Here is a 15,287-nt window from a genome sequence, read left to right on the forward strand (position 1 = left end):
TGTGACGCGCCGAGGATCGGGCGCAGGGTTTCGTTGTGCATGGCAGGAGGCGTTGCATGCGTGGGTTTCTTTCACTGCTGATGATCACGGTCTGGGCCAACGCGGCTTGGGCCGAGCCAACGGCTGAGCTGTCGGAGCCGGTGGGCGGCTGGCGTTTCAACGGCTTGCTCGATCGCAGTGAAAACCCGCAGGTGGCCTACCCGACACCGCCGATCGATCGCGGCGTGCAGCGCAACCGCACGATGATCGAAGGCCAGCTCAAGGCCATCGGCACCCAGCGCGGGCCGCACACCCTGGCGGTCAACGGCAATCCCTTGAATCTCTACACCGATGACGCCGGCCGTTTCGCCCGGCCGTATGCGTTCGGCGCCGGTTCCAACAGCGTCGAAGTGCGCAGCGCCGAAGGCAAATCACTCAAACGCGTTCAATTCTACGAAGCCAACAATCTGCGCACCCCGGCGCGGATTCGCGTGGTGCTGGGTTGGGACGATCCGAAAGCCGAACTCGACTTGCACATCGTTACGCCCGACGGTCAGCACGCGTTCTGGGCGCGCCCGGCGATGAGCAATGGCGGCGGCCTCGACCCCGATGGCGTCGATGGCCCCGGCCCCGAAATGTTCACCATGACCGCGCCGATGCATGGCACCTATCTGGTTTACGTGAACTATTGGGGCAACTTCGGCAACGGCGGCTATAACTTTGACGAGGCCAGCAACCAGAACGAGGTGATTACCTCGCAGATCAACCTGGTGCTCAACGAAAACACCGTCGACGAAAAACGCGAAACATTCATCGTGCCCCTGCGGGCCATCGGTGATCTGTTGCTGGTCAAGACTTTCAACTATTAAGCATCCCGCTCCACGGATGAATTGCTGAGCTTTGGGAACATGAGCGTGAACATGAGCGATAACACTACTTCACCAGCAGTTGCCCCGGCCGCCGAAACGCCTGCCGGCAAACCTTCCCGGCGCTGGCCAGCCGTGCTGGTCGGGCTGTGCCTGGTCGCCGGGGTGGCGGCGGGGTTGGGCTGGTTCATGCAAAAACCCAAAGCGCCGCCGGTGGAACTGGCCAGTGACAAACTGGGTATGAGCCGCCCGGACGGTCTGCTCGAAACCCATTCCCTGAGCCAATTGCCCAAAGACCTGCTGGCGGTGCCGTTCCTCAAGGAAACCCTCACCGAAGATTTCGTCTTCTATTACGAAGCGCACGCCGATCGCCTCGGTTTGATCGGCAGCTTGCGGCGGATCATTTACGAACATGACTTGAAGCTGCAGGACAGCCTGATCGAGCAACTCTTCGATCAACCGGCAGACGTAGCGCTGTGGCGTGGGGCGGATGGTCGCCTGAAAGACTTTTTGCTGGTGATGGATCGCGGTGGTCTGGCGAAAGTCCTGGAGCCGCTGGCCAAGGTTGCGCTGGATGACACGCAACTGACCCAGGTCGGCACGGTGAAAGTCGGCGCCGATGACGTGGCGCTTTATCAACTGACCTACAACGCCAGCCGTGCGCTGCTGTTCGCCTCGCATGGCGACAAATTGGTGGTGCTGTCGAACCCGGCCAAACTCTATGACGCCGAGAGTGGTGTTTCTGAAGAGTCGGGCGCGGTGTCCACCAAGTCCATCGCCGCGCTGCTCAACGGCGACAAACTGTTCCCCGAAGCCTTCGGTCTGCCGCCGCGTGCGCCGGAAGTGAAACAACGTTTGTCGGTGAATTCCAGCGTGCTGGCCATGGGGTATCAGCGCTTCATCCCGAATTTCGCCGGTCTGCGTTTCGACATGGACGACAAAGGCTGGCACAGCTTTTTGGCGATGGACGAACTGGAGAACCAGCCGGACTTCGATTTCAAACCGATCTGGCAAGCCATGCCGATGGGCGCCAGCGCCTGCGTAGCCTTGCCGCTCGCCGCCGAACAACAGAAACCGCTGCTGATAAAACTCGGCGCCGAAGAACAAGTAGCGCAGGCCCTGACCGAACACATGGCCGGCGCTGCGGGCCTGTGCTGGTACGCCGATTCGCGGCTGTACACGCCGTTGCTGGTGGCCAGCCTCAACGACAACGACATTGCAAAACTTGATGGCGACCTGGGCAAGCTGTTCGGTTCGATGGTCGGCGCCTACGAAGGCAACGTCGAGGAGCACGCGTTCCCGGTGGTCGAGAAACAGCAAGGTGAAACGCGCCAGTGGCTGCGTCAGGTCAGCTCCAATTTCGGCCCGTACAAAGCCAAGGACGCCGAGAACCCGGACGCGATCACCGGCAAGGCTTTCATGAAAGTCAGCCTCGCCCGTCACGGTTCGACGCTGCTGTTTTCCCTCGACGACAAACTGGTCGACAAGGCGCTCGGCACACTCGACAAACGCTTCCCGCCGATGGCCGACGTGGTGCCGAAAGACCTGCTGATGCCGGTGTATTTCGGTCCGGACTCGATGGCGCAACTGATGCAACAGGAAACCCTCGACAGCCTGCCGCAGGACATGGAGCCGGTGTTCTACAACGCCGCGCAAACTTACCTGATGCCGAAGCTGCGCAAGCTCGGCGGTTACGGCAAGTACGCCCTGACCCTTCCCGAAGGCAGCGAGCCGGACGGCCATTGGCAATGGTTGCCGCTGGAGTGGAAAGCCCTGTGACCACCCTTATCCGAGGCCTCGGGCTGCTGGCGATGTTGCTCGGCAGTCGCGCGTTTGCCACTGAGGCGCCGCCGCTGGATGTGCAGCAATCGCAGGTGTTCCGCGCCTGGTTTGTGCGCATTGCCCAAGAGCAACTGACCCAAGGCCCGAGCCCGCGCTGGTTCCAGCAGGATTGCGCGGGACTGGTGCGCTTTGCCGCCAACGAAGCGCTGAAAGTGCATGACGACAAATGGCTGCGCAGCAATGGTCTGTCCAATCGCTACCTGCCGCCGGAGCTGCAACTGAGCGACGCGCAACGCAGCCTCGCCCAGCAATGGCAGCAGGGCGGCGGCAAAGTCGGGCCCTACGTCAACGCGATCAAACTGATCCAGTTCAACAGCCATCTGGTGGGCCGCGACGTGGCCCAGGCCCGGCCCGGCGACCTGATGTTTTTCGATCAGGGCGACGACCAGCACCTGATGATCTGGATGGGTCGCTTCATCGCCTATCACACCGGCACCATTACCCCCACTGACAACGGCATGCGATCCGCGAGCCTGCAGCAACTCATGACATGGAAGGACACCCGATGGATACCCGACGCAGCCAACCCCAACTTCATCGGCGTCTATCGACTGAACTTTCTCTCCCAATGATCGGTGCCCGCATGTTGCGTTTACTGCCTCTGCTGTTGGTTTTAGCGCTGCCGTTTTCGGCGGTGAATGCCGAAGACACCGTCGAGCCGAGCGGCTATACGCCGGTCTCCGGTGAAAGTTTTTTCCTGTTGGCGGACAGCAGTTTCGCCGCCGACGAACAAGCGATGGTGCGCCTCGAAGCACCGGGTCGCGATTATCGCCGCTTCCGCATGGAGCCTTATGGCGGCGCCGATATTCGCGTGTATCGCATCGACAAACCGCTGGATTTCCTCAAGCGTCAGAAGAACCTGCATCGCGTGGTCAGCGACGGCCAGTTCAAGGGCGAAGGGCTGTCGAACACCCTCGCGTACCTGTGGGACAACTGGTACCGCAAGTCCCGTCGCGTGATGCAACGGGCGTTTTCCTACGAGTCGCGTAAACAAGTCACCGAGGAGGTGCCCGAACTGAAGATGGGCAACGCGATTGCCGCGCCAACGCCCTACGACGCTCAGCCGCAATTCGCGCTGATTCCGGGCCTGCCGGTGGTCAGCCAATTCCGTTATCCGCTGTGGGAGGCCAAACCGATCCAGCCGCCGACCGGAGTCAATCTGGACGGTTCTTCCAGCGAATTCGTCAGCGTCTCGCCGGGCAACGTCTACATTCCGTTGGGTCATCTGAAGCCGGGCCTGTACCTGGTCGAAGCGCTGATCGGCAAGTACCGCGCGACCACCATGGTCTTCGTGTCCAACACCGTCGCCGTGAGCAAAATTGCCGGCGATGAACTGCTGGTGTGGGCCGCGCGCAAACACGAAGGCAGTTCGGTGCCGAAGGTCAATGTGCTGTGGACCGACGGCCTGGGTGTGATGAGCAGCGGCGCGACTGACACCGATGGTTTGCTGCGTCTCAAACACGTCAGCCCGGAGCGTTCGTTCGTGATCGGTGAAGACGAAGAGGGCGGGGTGTTTGTCTCGGAAAACTTCTATTACGACAGCGAAATCTACGACACCAAACTCTACGCATTCACCGACCGGCCGCTGTACCGTCCGGGCGATTGGGTGTCGCTGAAAATCGTCGGTCGCGAGTTCAAGAACGCCCGCGATTCGGTGGCGCCGAGCGCTGCCGACGTCAACGTCACCGTCCTTGATGCCACCGGCACCGCCCTGCAAACGTTGGCGCTGAAACTTGATTCCAAATCCGGCACGCAAGGGCGTTTCCAGTTGCCGGATAACGCGGTGGCGGGTGGTTACGAATTGCGTTTCAGCTACAAGGATCAGGCCTACAGCAGTGCCTTCCGCGTGGCTGAATACATCAAGCCGCACTTCGAGATTTCGCTGAATCTGGCCAAGCAGGATTACCGCACCGGCGAACCGGTGAAGGGCAATCTGGTGCTGCTGTACCCGGACGGCAAGCCAGTGGTCGGGGCCAAATTGACCCTGAGCCTGCGCGCCCAGCAACTGTCGATGGTCGATAACGAGCTGCAATACCTCGGGCAATTCCCGATCGAGCTGACCAGCACCGAACTCACTACCGACGCCAAGGGCAGCGCGACCCTCGACCTGCCGGCCACCGACAAACCGAGCCGCTACATGCTCAGCGTGTTCGCCAGCGATGGCGCGGCGTATCGGGTCAAGACCACCAAGGAAATCCTCATCGACCGTGGCGCCGCCAACTTCAGCCTGCGCGCGCCGCAACGGTTCAGCGCGGTGGGCGACAAGGTTGCGTTCAAATACGCCAACGAGGGCGGCAGCGAGCAAACCAAAGCGGTCACGCCGAGCAGCTACAGCTGGGTGCGTCTGGAAGACCAGAGCACTGGCGAAGGCAAACTCGCGGCCAAGGACAAAGGCTTCAGCCTCGCGTTCGAGCGGCCGGGCACCTACAACCTGACGTTGAAGGATGAACACGGCCGCGTGATCGGCGCGACCGGGCATTCGGTCACCGGCGACGGCGTCAAAGCCGTGCCGGGCACCGTCGAAATTGTCTTCGACAAAGCCGAGTACAAGGCTGGCGACGAGGCGCTCGCCTTGATCACGTTCCCCGAGCCGATCAGCGATGCGCTGTTGTCGCTGGAGCGCGACAAAGTCGAGGCCACGGCGCTGCTGTCCAAGGGCGGCGACTGGCTGAAGATGGAAAAACTCAGCGAAACCCAATACCGCGCGCGCATTGCGGTGAAGGACAATTTTGCACCGAACCTGACGTTCTCGGTCCTGTACACCAAGGGCGGTCAATACAGCTTCCAGAACGCCGGCATCAAGGTGATTGCACCGCAAATAGACGTGGCGATCGCCACCGATAAAGAGGCTTATCAGCCGGGCGATACGGTTTCGGTTGACCTGACAACGCAGTTCGCCGGCAAGCCGATTCCGGCGCACCTGACGGTCAGCGTCGTCGACGAAATGGTCTATGCGCTGCAACCGGAAGTCGCGCCGACCATCGACCAATTCTTCTACCACCCGCGCCGCAATAACGTGCGCACCAGCGCCAGCCTGTCGTTCATCAGCTACGACGTCGCATTGCCGGGCAGCCCCGGGGCGCCGGGCAAAGCCAACCGCAGCGAGCGCGGGGTGAAAGTGCTGGAGCGGCCGCGTCGTGAAGACGTCGACACCGCCGCATGGCAGCCGGAATTGATCACCGATGCCAACGGCAAAACCCGTTTCACCTTCAAGATGCCGGACTCGCTGACCCGCTGGCGCATCACCGCCCGCGCCATCGCCGATGACGGCCAGGTCGGGCAGAAAAAGCAATTCGTCCGTTCGGAAAAACCGCTGTACCTGAAGTGGAGCGGCCCGAGCAAATTCCGCAATGGCGACAAACCGGCACTGGGTGTATTCGCCTTCAGTCAGGCGGAAAAACCGGTCAAAGCCGAGCTGGTGATTCATTACGCCGGCACCGAACAACGGGTTCCGGTAAACCTCAACAACGGCATCAACTACATCGCGCTGCCGGCGTTTGCGCTGGCCTCCGGCGACTGGTCCGCAGAGCTGCTGCAGGACGGCAAAACCGCGGATGCGCTGGCCGTGCGCCTGACCGCCACCGGTGAAGGCTGGCAGGTGACGCAGAGCCAAAGTCTGGACGTGGCCAGCGGTGATACGCCGCTGACCTTGCCGGCCGACGCTACCGACATTCGCCTGCGTCTGGATGACAGTCCGCAAGCGCTGTTCCGCTCGGCGCTGGATGATTTGCTCAGCTATCCGTATGGCGGCGTCGAACAGACGGCCAGTCGTTTGTTGCCGCTGGGCATCGCCTATCCGGCGTTGTCGAGCAACCCGCAGATCCGCGATCGCTTGCGCCTGATCATGCAAAACAGCCGTCTGCGTCTGGTGCAAATGGCCGGGCCATCGGCGAGTTTCACTTGGTGGGGCCAGGACGGCGAGCCGGACGCGTTCCTCACCGCTTACGCCTATTACGCCGACTGGTACGCCAGCAAAGCCCTGGAACTGAGCTTGCCGCCGGAGCATTGGCAGCGGGTGTTGGAGGTGTACGCCAAGCAAGCGCCGAACACGCCGTTGCTGCAACGGGCGCTGATACTGTCGTTCGCCAAACAAATGCAATTGCCGGTGAACACGCTGCTCAGCGGTTTGATGGAGGATCTGGCGAAGGCTGGTGACGGCAACGGCGCCAACCTGATGGACGATGGTCAAGACAGCCTGGTGATGAGCGATCCGGATTCTGCGCTCGGTCTGGCGGCGGCGCGGGCGTTGACCGCTTCGTTGGCGAAGCAGTCGAAAGTGACGATGCCTGACGCATTCAGCCGTCAAGTCGCTGATGCGCAACAGCGTCTGGCCCTGAGTTCGCAGCCGTTCGCCGAGGCCCTTAACCTGTCGCTGCAACCGTTCGATCAAGTGCAAGCGCAGCAGTTGTTGCAGCGTCTGTTGCCGCAGCAATCGACCCTCGAACGCGCCTTGGCCCTGAGCTGGTTGCAACGCAGCATCGAGCAGGCGTCGCCGACCATTGCCCTGGCACCGGGCGAAGGCTGGAAGAAAAACTACGGCGCGACCGGCGAGATGTATTGGACATGGCAGGGCGCTACGCCAGTGCCAACCGTGTTGTCGCTGGCTGGGACGCAGGAACGTCCATTGCGCGCGGCGTTGAGCTTCCAGAGTCAGCAACCGCCGGTTGATCCGATGGCCGTGACCATCACCCGACGCCTGTCGCGTCTGGTGCCGGGTGACGAAGCGTTCGAGTTCAAACTTGAAGCGGTCGGCACTAAGCCGTTGTCCAGCGACAGCCTGTACCTCGACGAAGTGATCATCACCAGCAAAGCCGCGAAACCGCTGCGCTACGGCATGATCGAAGTGCCGCTGCCACCGGGCGCCGATGTCGAGCGCACCACGTGGGGCATCAAACTGTCGGGCAAGGCCGGCACCCAACCGACGGCGCTGGAGAAGGCGCGCTTCGAGCCGGGCCAGTTGGCGTATGCGATTCCGGTGGACGCGCTGAGCGGCGAATTGCGCGTGCGGCACTTGGTGCGTTTCTCGCAAAAAGGCCAGTTCAACCTGCCGCCAGTGCGTTTCACCCAGGTCTACGCGCCACAGCATCAGGCCCAGGAACAGAAACCGGCGCTCGGCCAGATCACGGTCAACTGACATGACCCGGCGGCTGGTCTGGTTGCTCCTGTGTTTGCTCCCTGCGCTGGCGACAGCGCAGGACGAACCCTTGCGACTGGGCTTCAACGGTGAACTGCTGTCGCTGAACCGCACGCAATTGCTCTCGCGGGAACCGCTGCCAGCGGATCTGCAAACGCCGCTGGGCAGTCTGTGGAAGCTGTTTGTCTACGCGTGGCTGGTCGATACCGGCGCTGATGAACCCGCTTATGCATGTCGCGGCCAGTCGAAGGAAGAAGTCTATTGCTGCACGGCTGGCGGCAAAATTGCGCGTGATCAGGCGTTGGTCAAATCCTGTGGTTTGTACTTTGAGCCCGCGCGGTTGGGCATTAATGCTGCGGATTGGCGCACGTATTGGCAGTCGCGCCAGGCGCCGGAGTGGTTGCTCAGCTTGCCGTCGTTGCAGCCGGCGACGCGGGTTTCCGTGGCTGAATTGTTGCAAGTGCTGGCGCTGATGCCGGCGCAGGATCAAGCGCGGCGCGTGTTGCTGGACGTGGTGTTGAGCGCGGCGGACGGCAATGTCGTCGGTGAACTCGGCGGCCGCCTGCGGGTGAAAACCTGGAGCTGGCTGGGCGATCAGGACCCGGCGTCGCGCCAAGGTGGTTTTGCCGGTTGGCTGGCGGATGGCACACCGATCTGGGCCGGTGGTCGCGGCACCAGTCAAATGGTCCTGCGCCATTACGGCGAAGCGCTGGCGGCGGTGTTGCCGGTTGCATTGCCTGCTGATGCCGGGCGTTGCGTCGAGGTTGGGCTGTTTTCGCGTTATCCGATTGGCCGGGTATTGGCGGGGGAGCAGGTTGTTGCTTCAGGCCCCTTGTCGGGTGATTACCGCGTTGAATTCGCTAACGGTAATCAGCTGGATATCCACAGCGCGGGCGAACTGTTTCTGCTCGATCACAAGCTTGTCGCCCGCTTGGATCGCGAGGAATACGTCGCCCGTGTTTTGCAGCGAGAGGCCAAGTCCGAACCTGTCGAAGCCGCCAAAGCACTGGCCGTCGCGATCAGAACCTACCTTTTGCAAAACGCCACGCGCAACGGCGACTGCCTGAGCATCGACGACAGCAGCAGCCGCCAACGCGTCGCGCCACGCCCGGCCACCACGCAATCGCGCAACATCGCCGCATGGACCAGCGACCTGGTTCTGGCCGGCAGCACGGTCACCTATCACTCCGACCAGCCCGGCCCGGACAAACTGTCTTGGCAGCAAGCCGTCGAACAAGCCAACGCCGGTCAACGCTACGACGCCATTCTGCTGCACGCCTACCCGCGCGCCAGCCTCAGCCGCTGGGACAATCCCGTGGCCTCCTGCGAAGCATTGCCCGCCGCGCAAGACTGGCTGCAGAAACAGCGGCGCGGCTGGCGTGCGCGGTTGGAGGGCGAGGTCGGCTACAACGAAATCAGCAGTTTTGCCGTTTGCCGCCTCGCCTTCGGCCGCCCCTATGTCGACCGCGAACGCCAGCGCATCTACGTGCGCGGCGTGCTGTCGCTGCAAGACCGCCTCGACCTGACCCACGAATACCTGCACCTGGCCTTCGAAGCACACCCCAACGGCCAGGATGAAAACTACATCGAAGGGCTCGCCCGCCACCTCTTGCTGGAATAGGCCATGAAACTCCGTTATCCACAGGTCCTCCTGTTCCTCTGTACTTGCGCCGTACTGCCGACGACCTTCGCCGCCGCCGTCACCCTCGACACCCCGGTCGGCGGCTGGCGCACCGGCGCCGCTGAAGGCGAAGGTGAAAACTTCCGTCAGCCGGTCAACTATCCGGCCTCCTCGGTGAACACCCCGGTCGGCCAAGCCAACACCGCGCGCATCAGCGGCCAGATCAACGCCACGCCGAAATCCAGCGAGCCGGGCCGATTGATCGTCAACGGCGTGAGCATGCCGCTGAAGATTGATGAGGCTGGCGGTTTTGATCGCCCGTTCTCCTTTCCGAACGGCAGCAACAGCGTCGAAGTCCGCAGCCCGGACGGCCAGCAGCGCCATCGCACCCAATTCCTCAACACCAGCGGCGGCGCCACCCCAGCCAAATTGCGCGTATTGCTGGCTTGGGACAGCGACGGCACCGACCTCGACCTGCACCTGATCACCCCGGACGGCGCACACATCTGGTACGGCGATCGATCCGCCCCCAACGGCGCCGCACTGGACGTCGACGTCACCACCGGCTACGGCCCGGAAATCTTCGCCATGCCGGCACCGCTCAAAGGCCAGTATTTGGTGTACGTGAATTATTTTGGTGGCGGGTACAGGAATGATGAAGAAGGGCAGGAAGACGCAGTGCAAGCGCTGACGACTGCGCAGGTGACGGTGATTACTGAAGAAGGGACGCCGAACGAGAAGATGGAGACTTTTTTGGTGCCGATGCGGGCGGTGGGGGAGTTGACGTTGGTTAAGGGGTTTAGTTATCCGTGAAAGAGGAATGTCGCAGCGGTGCTGCGACTGATTCAAATTAGTCAGCAGGCTGCTGACCGATTCGGTCCTGCGCATCTTGGTAAGCGGCTTCTCGTTCACGCTTTCCGATCGCAACCACAAAGACTACGACCTCCTGATCCAAAACCTGATAGATCAGTCGATATCCGGCGCTACGCAATTTGAGTTTGTAGCAGTCGGGTAGTTGGCGAAGCCGATTGGCTTCAATGCGAGGGGTTTTCGAGTACTTCAGCAAGTTTCCTCTTGAACTGTTGGCGCAACGTGTCGCCCAATTTGTTCCATTCTTTCAACGCGCGACGATCAAATTCGAGGCTATAGGTCATCCAGGCTTACCTTGACTCGCTGAGGGGCGGCCAGGCGTTCGGTGACCACTGCGATGAGGGCTTCATCCTCTTCGCTGAGTAATGCTGCTTTGAAAGGCAGTTTTCCGCGTTCGGCGACGTATTGAAGAGTTTGGCGCAGTAGTTCGGAGGGTGTTACCCCAAGCTTTTCCAGCTCGGCAAATGAACGCTGCTTCAGATCATCGTCGATGCGGATGTTGATGGAAGCCATAGTGAAATACCTGTAATGACGTTTGTCGTTACGGTAGCAATGAGTTCCTGGTCCGACAACCCCTCATTCAGTGGTTTCAGATGACAGGCAGGCTTTCTTCCAGACATTAAAAAGCCGGCTTGTGGCCGGCTTCTCGGGGACTGGCTTGGTTTATTTTTGGTAAACCGCGCCAGCCTTCAAAACGTACACCCGGATCTTGCGTCCGGCTGTGGGACTCGGCGAGAAAATCATCTGCCGGGTCGGTGCGCTCAGCGCCGCGGGGCGGGGTGAGCGCAAATGTGGGGCGCAGCATACTGATTTTTTTAGCGGATTCCCAGTGGGAAGTGCCGGGTAGAGCGATTGCGCTGATGTGTAGCAGCTGCCGAAGGCTGCGTCCGGCTGCGTAGCAGTCGTAAGGTCATGGCCCCCGGTGTGACTGAATGACCGCGATTAGCGGATTTACGACTGCTGCGCAGCCGGACGCAGGCTTCGCCAGCTGCTACAGAGCAATGTGTTACAGGAATGGCAATGGCGGCCGTCGTTTGTGCAGTGTCGACCACCAGAACACCCAGCCCAGCACGTGGATCTTTTGCTCTTCGGTCTGCGCCGCGCGGAACACTTCGTCCGGGTATTGCGCGCTGTTGTGGCTGCGTAATCGCAGGCCGTTGCCGGGCATGCGGTGCAGGTATTTGATCCGCAACATGCCGTCGTGTTCGATCGCGTAGATTTCGCCGTCGACGATCTGGGTCAAGCCGCGATCGATTGCGATGATCGAGCCGTCTTCGATTTTCTCGGCCATGCTGTTGCCGATCATGTGGGCGCAGATGGCGTCCTTGTAGTTGATTTCCAGTGAGTCGAGATCGCTGCGCGACAGGCGCATGGGTTGGCTGTCGTCTTCGATCACGTGAGTCTTGTTGGAACCGGGGGAAATGGCCACTTCTTTATAGAAGGGCAGTTCGACGTCGGTCGGTTCGACCACGGTGTAGGAGCCGCGAATCGCCTGGGCGTCGTAGAGGTTGCCGGTCTCGTCGATCAGGCACAGGTCTTTCGGCCCTTCGGCGGTTTTCAACCAGGTGCTGTGGACTGACAGTTTGCGCGCGACTTCTTCCATGCAGTAGGCGGGCACTCCGCGGGTGTACCAGTTGTGTACATTTTGCGGAGGGGTGTCCAGGAAGTCGGCGAATCCTGTCGTCGTGATATTCGCTGCTTTGAGCAGCGCTTTAAACCGTGGACCGCTAGTGTTTTTTTTCATGAGCGCGAGTCTACGGGCGCTGACGAGGGCTTTGAATAAACGAACTGTTCAAATTGCGCGGGAATTTTACGACTGGATGTAAGCCGGTTTTAAGGAACGCTACACAGCCAAAAACCGTACAAGAAAATCCTTAAACGCCACGTTTGCCAGCGCTGTTATCAACGCCCACAAAAAACCCCGGATCACCGGGGTTCTTCTTGCAGCTTGCAGCTTGCAGCTTGCAGCTCAAAGCCTGCAGCTACCGTTTTCAGCCTTTGTAAGCAGCAACCGACTTCATGATCTCGGTGCGAGCGGCTTCTGCGTCGCCCCAACCTTCAATCTTCACCCATTTGCCTTTTTCGAGGTCTTTGTAGTTCTCGAAGAAGTGCTTGATCTGTTCCAGCAGCAGTGGCGGCAGATCGGTGTATTCCTTCACGTCGACGTACAGCTGGGACAGCTTGTCGTGTGGCACTGCGATGACTTTGGCATCGCCGCCGCCGTCGTCGGTCATATGCAGGATGCCGACTGGACGCGCGCGGATCACCGAGCCTGGAGCAACCGGGTAAGGGGTCACGACCAGCACGTCGAGGGGATCACCGTCGTCAGCCAGAGTGTTAGGGATGAAACCGTAGTTGGCCGGGTAGAACATCGGGGTGGCCATGAAACGGTCAACGAACAGGCAATCGCTGTCTTTGTCGATTTCGTATTTGATCGGCGCGTGGTTGGCCGGGATCTCGATCGCGACGTAGATGTCGTTCGGCAGGTCTTTGCCAGCCGGAATCTTGCTGTAGCTCATTGGGCGGTGCCCCCGTTAGTTGACCAAAAACACTTGGCCGGATTGACCAAAAAGTGGCGGCGATTATAGGCATATTCTGCCGGCGACGCCACGTACCAGAGGTCGTAGAGATCTTAGTCGTGTGCCTGATAGACCGGGTTCTCGGCGAGAAGTTGCCGCAGCCGGGCCAGCGGATCCTGGCGATAGAAAAGCATCAGCTGCTCGTAGACTTGCGGATAAGCCTCGTGGAGCAAATCCGGAGCGCTGAAGAAGTATTCGCTGGTGACCGCGAAGAATTCGGCGGGGTTTTCGGCGGCGTACGGGTCGATCGCGGTTTCGGCGTCGGGGTCGTGGTCGAGTTGCCGATTCAGGTCGTCGAAGGCCTGTTGCATCACGCTCGCCCAGTCGCTGACGCGCATGCTCGGGTGCAGCGGTGGCAGGCCGTTGGCATCGCCGTTGAGCATGTCGAGTTTGTGCGCCAGTTCGTGGATCACCAGGTTGTAACCTTCCCAGCCGCCGCTGGCCATCACGCCCGGCCAGGCGAGAATCACCGGGCCTTGCTGCCAGGCCTCGCCGCTGTGCTCGCCGTCCCATTCGTGTTCGACGCCGCTGGCGTCCCGATGGCGCTGCGGGCTGAGGAAGTCGTCGGGATACAACACGATTTCGTGGAAACCCTGATACCAGTTCAGCTCGCCAAGATTGAGCAGCGGCAATTGCGCTTGCGCGGCGAGCAACAGGCGTTGCTCCTGATGCAGTTCGACGCCGGGCAGCGCGGTCAGGTGTTTGGCGTCAAGGAACAGCACGCAGGCTTCACGCAGCCATTGGTCTTCGGCGGCGCTGAGGCCGTCGAGGAAACTCAAGTGCTGGCGCACCCGCTGCCATACGTCGTCGGCAATCGGGTGTCTGGCCAGAATACGCCGGCGACGCCAGGCGCTCAGGGACCACATAGACCGGCGCTTAGCGGGTTTCGGCTTTGGAGCTCGAACCGCCGAAACGGCTGCGGACCAGGCCGATGATCATCGGCACCAGCGATAGCAGGATGATGGCGACGACCAGCAGCGACAGGTTTTTCTTGATGAACGGTACGTTGCCGAAGAAGTAACCCAAGGTCACCAGGCCACCGACCCAAAGAATCGTGCCGAGGACGCTGAAGCCGAAAAAGCGTGGATAAGGCATCTTCGCCACACCGGCGACGAATGGCGCAAACGTGCGGATGATCGGCAGGAACCGCGCGAGAGTGACGGTTTTGCCGCCGTGCTTATCGTAGAAATCGTGGGTTTTTTGCAGGTAATCGCGGCGGAAGATTTTCGAATTGGGGTTGCTGAAGAGCTTCTCTCCGGTGGTTCGGCCGATCACGTAATTGGTGCTGTCGCCGAGGATCGCCGCCAACATCAGCAGGCCACCCAACAGCACCGGGTCCATGCCGCCACCGGCCGCTACCGCGCCGGCAATAAACAGCAGGGAATCGCCCGGCAGGAACGGCATTACCACCAGCCCGGTCTCGCAGAAGATCACCAGAAACAGGATGGCGTAGATCCATGGCCCGTAATTGGTCACCAGCATGTCGAGATACACATCGAGATGCAGGATAAGGTCGATCGGGTTGAAATCCATGGAGGGGCACCTGTTGAGGCGGTCCGACTCGGCAGACCTGTGCGTATGACTTCATGTAAGGCTACAAGCAGGTGTAGTTTTTCTTACAAGCCGGGAAGCTCGGGATTATACGGTGGGAACACTCAAAAGCGTGTCGAGTTTGTAGCGGGGGATGTCACGGTGCGACCCATGGCTCACGCCAGACTTTGCAGGTATGAACTCATGTGGCGAGGGGGCTTGCCCCCGTTGGGCGCAAAGCGGCCCCTGCATCTACAGCGCGTTGTATCGTTTTACGACTGCTTTGCAGCCGAACGGGGGCAAGCCCCCTCGCCACAAAAGCGCCTTCGCTACAAGCCGCTCGCCGCGCTGAAAGTGTTACAGCTCGTCGCTGATCGGCAGCACGTAGTTCTTGAATTCGGTGTCTTCCTTGAACCCGATCGACTCATAGGTTTTCTGCGCGACTTCGTTGTCGCTGCTGGTCGACACACGCATGCGCACGGCGTGGGTTTCCTTGGCCATTTTCTTTGCGGTGCGGATCAGGTTATCGGCGACCAGTTGGCGGCGCGCGTCTTCGGCGACGTAGATGTCATTGAGGATCCACACACGTTTCAGCGACAGCGAGGAAAAGCTCGGGTACAGCTGACAAAAACCCATCAGCTTGTTGTTGTCGTCATCGGACAGCGCCAGGTAAATCACCGATTCCTTGCGGCGCAGGCGTTTTTCGAGGAACGCCCGGGACGAGTCCGGATAGGGCAGGGAGCCGTAAAACTCACGATATTTGACGAACAACGGGGTCAGGAGGTCCAGATGTTCGAGGGTCGCTTGAATAATCCGCATTGATTGTTCTCGTCTTCAAGTGGCTGTCTTCACGTGCGCTGACGGCG

12 protein-coding genes and 1 pseudogene are annotated in these 15,287 nt (G+C 60.6%); 6 read left to right on the forward strand and 7 right to left on the reverse strand.

Translation table 11 applies throughout. The features are described 5' to 3' along the window. The first annotated feature begins 56 nt into the window (after positions 1-56). Genes FBY12_RS25840 through FBY12_RS25865 form a run of 6 tightly spaced genes read left to right on the forward strand, consistent with a single transcriptional unit; the run spans position 57 to position 10,255 of the window. Complete coding sequence (locus tag FBY12_RS25840) at positions 57-848, forward strand: YfaP family protein (RefSeq protein ID WP_145257103.1); 792 nt, start codon at positions 57-59, stop codon at positions 846-848. Positions 849-899: 51 nt separating this feature from the next. Next, complete coding sequence (locus FBY12_RS25845; protein ID WP_145257106.1) at positions 900-2,624, forward strand: DUF2138 domain-containing protein; 1,725 nt, start codon at positions 900-902, stop codon at positions 2,622-2,624. Next, positions 2,594-3,259 (forward strand): DUF1175 domain-containing protein, encoded by a 666-nt coding sequence (locus FBY12_RS25850; RefSeq protein WP_371927565.1) that lies wholly within the window; start codon positions 2,594-2,596, stop codon positions 3,257-3,259. The genes FBY12_RS25845 and FBY12_RS25850 overlap by 31 nt, the downstream gene beginning before the upstream one ends. Further along, a complete protein-coding gene (locus FBY12_RS25855) occupies positions 3,256-7,821 on the forward strand; it encodes an alpha-2-macroglobulin (protein ID WP_145257112.1) in 4,566 nt (1,521 codons plus the stop codon). Before FBY12_RS25850 ends, FBY12_RS25855 begins: the two co-directional genes overlap by 4 nt. Before the next feature lies 1 nt (position 7,822). Further along, positions 7,823-9,442, forward strand: coding sequence for a DUF2300 domain-containing protein (locus FBY12_RS25860; RefSeq protein ID WP_145257115.1), 1,620 nt, complete (start codon positions 7,823-7,825; stop codon positions 9,440-9,442). Between the two features lie 3 nt (positions 9,443-9,445). Then, positions 9,446-10,255 carry a YfaP family protein gene (locus FBY12_RS25865; protein ID WP_145257119.1) on the forward strand — a complete coding sequence of 270 codons (810 nt, stop codon included), beginning with the start codon at positions 9,446-9,448 and terminating at the stop codon, positions 10,253-10,255. A 37-nt stretch (positions 10,256-10,292) separates the two neighbouring features. Here FBY12_RS25865 and FBY12_RS25870 read toward each other — a convergent pair. The 7 genes and pseudogenes from FBY12_RS25870 to FBY12_RS25905 form a co-directional block, all read right to left on the reverse strand. After that, positions 10,293-10,596: pseudogene (locus FBY12_RS25870) on the reverse strand (type II toxin-antitoxin system RelE/ParE family toxin). After that, on the reverse strand, positions 10,586-10,825 hold the full coding sequence (locus FBY12_RS25875) for a type II toxin-antitoxin system RelB/DinJ family antitoxin (RefSeq protein WP_054616768.1): 240 nt from the start codon (positions 10,823-10,825) through the stop codon (positions 10,586-10,588). The pseudogene FBY12_RS25870 and the gene FBY12_RS25875 overlap by 11 nt, the downstream one beginning before the upstream one ends. A gap of 493 nt (positions 10,826-11,318) precedes the next feature. Next, positions 11,319-12,056 (reverse strand): helix-turn-helix transcriptional regulator, encoded by a 738-nt coding sequence (locus tag FBY12_RS25885; RefSeq protein WP_145257125.1) that lies wholly within the window; start codon positions 12,054-12,056, stop codon positions 11,319-11,321. A gap of 247 nt (positions 12,057-12,303) precedes the next feature. Next, positions 12,304-12,831, reverse strand: a complete 528-nt coding sequence (ppa, locus tag FBY12_RS25890) for an inorganic diphosphatase (protein ID WP_028620880.1) — start codon at positions 12,829-12,831, stop codon at positions 12,304-12,306. Positions 12,832-12,944: 113 nt separating this feature from the next. Next, positions 12,945-13,757, reverse strand: a complete 813-nt coding sequence (locus FBY12_RS25895) for a zinc-dependent peptidase (RefSeq protein WP_101208856.1) — start codon at positions 13,755-13,757, stop codon at positions 12,945-12,947. A 10-nt stretch (positions 13,758-13,767) separates the two neighbouring features. After that, positions 13,768-14,424 carry a DedA family protein gene (locus tag FBY12_RS25900; protein WP_092277581.1) on the reverse strand — a complete coding sequence of 219 codons (657 nt, stop codon included), beginning with the start codon at positions 14,422-14,424 and terminating at the stop codon, positions 13,768-13,770. 354 nt (positions 14,425-14,778) lie between these two features. Further along, a complete protein-coding gene (locus FBY12_RS25905; protein ID WP_145257128.1) occupies positions 14,779-15,240 on the reverse strand; it encodes an N-acetyltransferase in 462 nt (153 codons plus the stop codon). Between the last annotated feature and the right edge of the window lie 47 nt (positions 15,241-15,287).

The organism is Pseudomonas sp. SJZ131 (assembly GCF_007828705.1).
Lineage (GTDB): Bacteria > Pseudomonadota > Gammaproteobacteria > Pseudomonadales > Pseudomonadaceae > Aquipseudomonas > Aquipseudomonas prosekii.

What these genes read in the sequence shown, in the direction of transcription:
- FBY12_RS25855 (WP_145257112.1), top strand. Translation starts at nt 3,256, where the DNA reads ATGATCGGTGCCCGCATGTTGCGTTTACTGCCTCTGCTGTTGGTTTTA.
- FBY12_RS25860 (WP_145257115.1), top strand. Translation starts at nt 7,823, where the DNA reads ATGACCCGGCGGCTGGTCTGGTTGCTCCTGTGTTTGCTCCCTGCGCTG.
- ppa (WP_028620880.1), bottom strand. Translation starts at nt 12,831, where the DNA reads ATGAGCTACAGCAAGATTCCGGCTGGCAAAGACCTGCCGAACGACATC.
- FBY12_RS25895 (WP_101208856.1), bottom strand. Translation starts at nt 13,757, where the DNA reads ATGTGGTCCCTGAGCGCCTGGCGTCGCCGGCGTATTCTGGCCAGACAC.
- FBY12_RS25885 (WP_145257125.1), bottom strand. Translation starts at nt 12,056, where the DNA reads ATGAAAAAAAACACTAGCGGTCCACGGTTTAAAGCGCTGCTCAAAGCA.
- FBY12_RS25850 (WP_371927565.1), top strand. Translation starts at nt 2,594, where the DNA reads ATGGTTGCCGCTGGAGTGGAAAGCCCTGTGACCACCCTTATCCGAGGC.
- FBY12_RS25865 (WP_145257119.1), top strand. Translation starts at nt 9,446, where the DNA reads ATGAAACTCCGTTATCCACAGGTCCTCCTGTTCCTCTGTACTTGCGCC.
- FBY12_RS25840 (WP_145257103.1), top strand. Translation starts at nt 57, where the DNA reads ATGCGTGGGTTTCTTTCACTGCTGATGATCACGGTCTGGGCCAACGCG.
- FBY12_RS25905 (WP_145257128.1), bottom strand. Translation starts at nt 15,240, where the DNA reads ATGCGGATTATTCAAGCGACCCTCGAACATCTGGACCTCCTGACCCCG.
- FBY12_RS25900 (WP_092277581.1), bottom strand. Translation starts at nt 14,424, where the DNA reads ATGGATTTCAACCCGATCGACCTTATCCTGCATCTCGATGTGTATCTC.
- FBY12_RS25845 (WP_145257106.1), top strand. Translation starts at nt 900, where the DNA reads ATGAGCGATAACACTACTTCACCAGCAGTTGCCCCGGCCGCCGAAACG.
- FBY12_RS25875 (WP_054616768.1), bottom strand. Translation starts at nt 10,825, where the DNA reads ATGGCTTCCATCAACATCCGCATCGACGATGATCTGAAGCAGCGTTCA.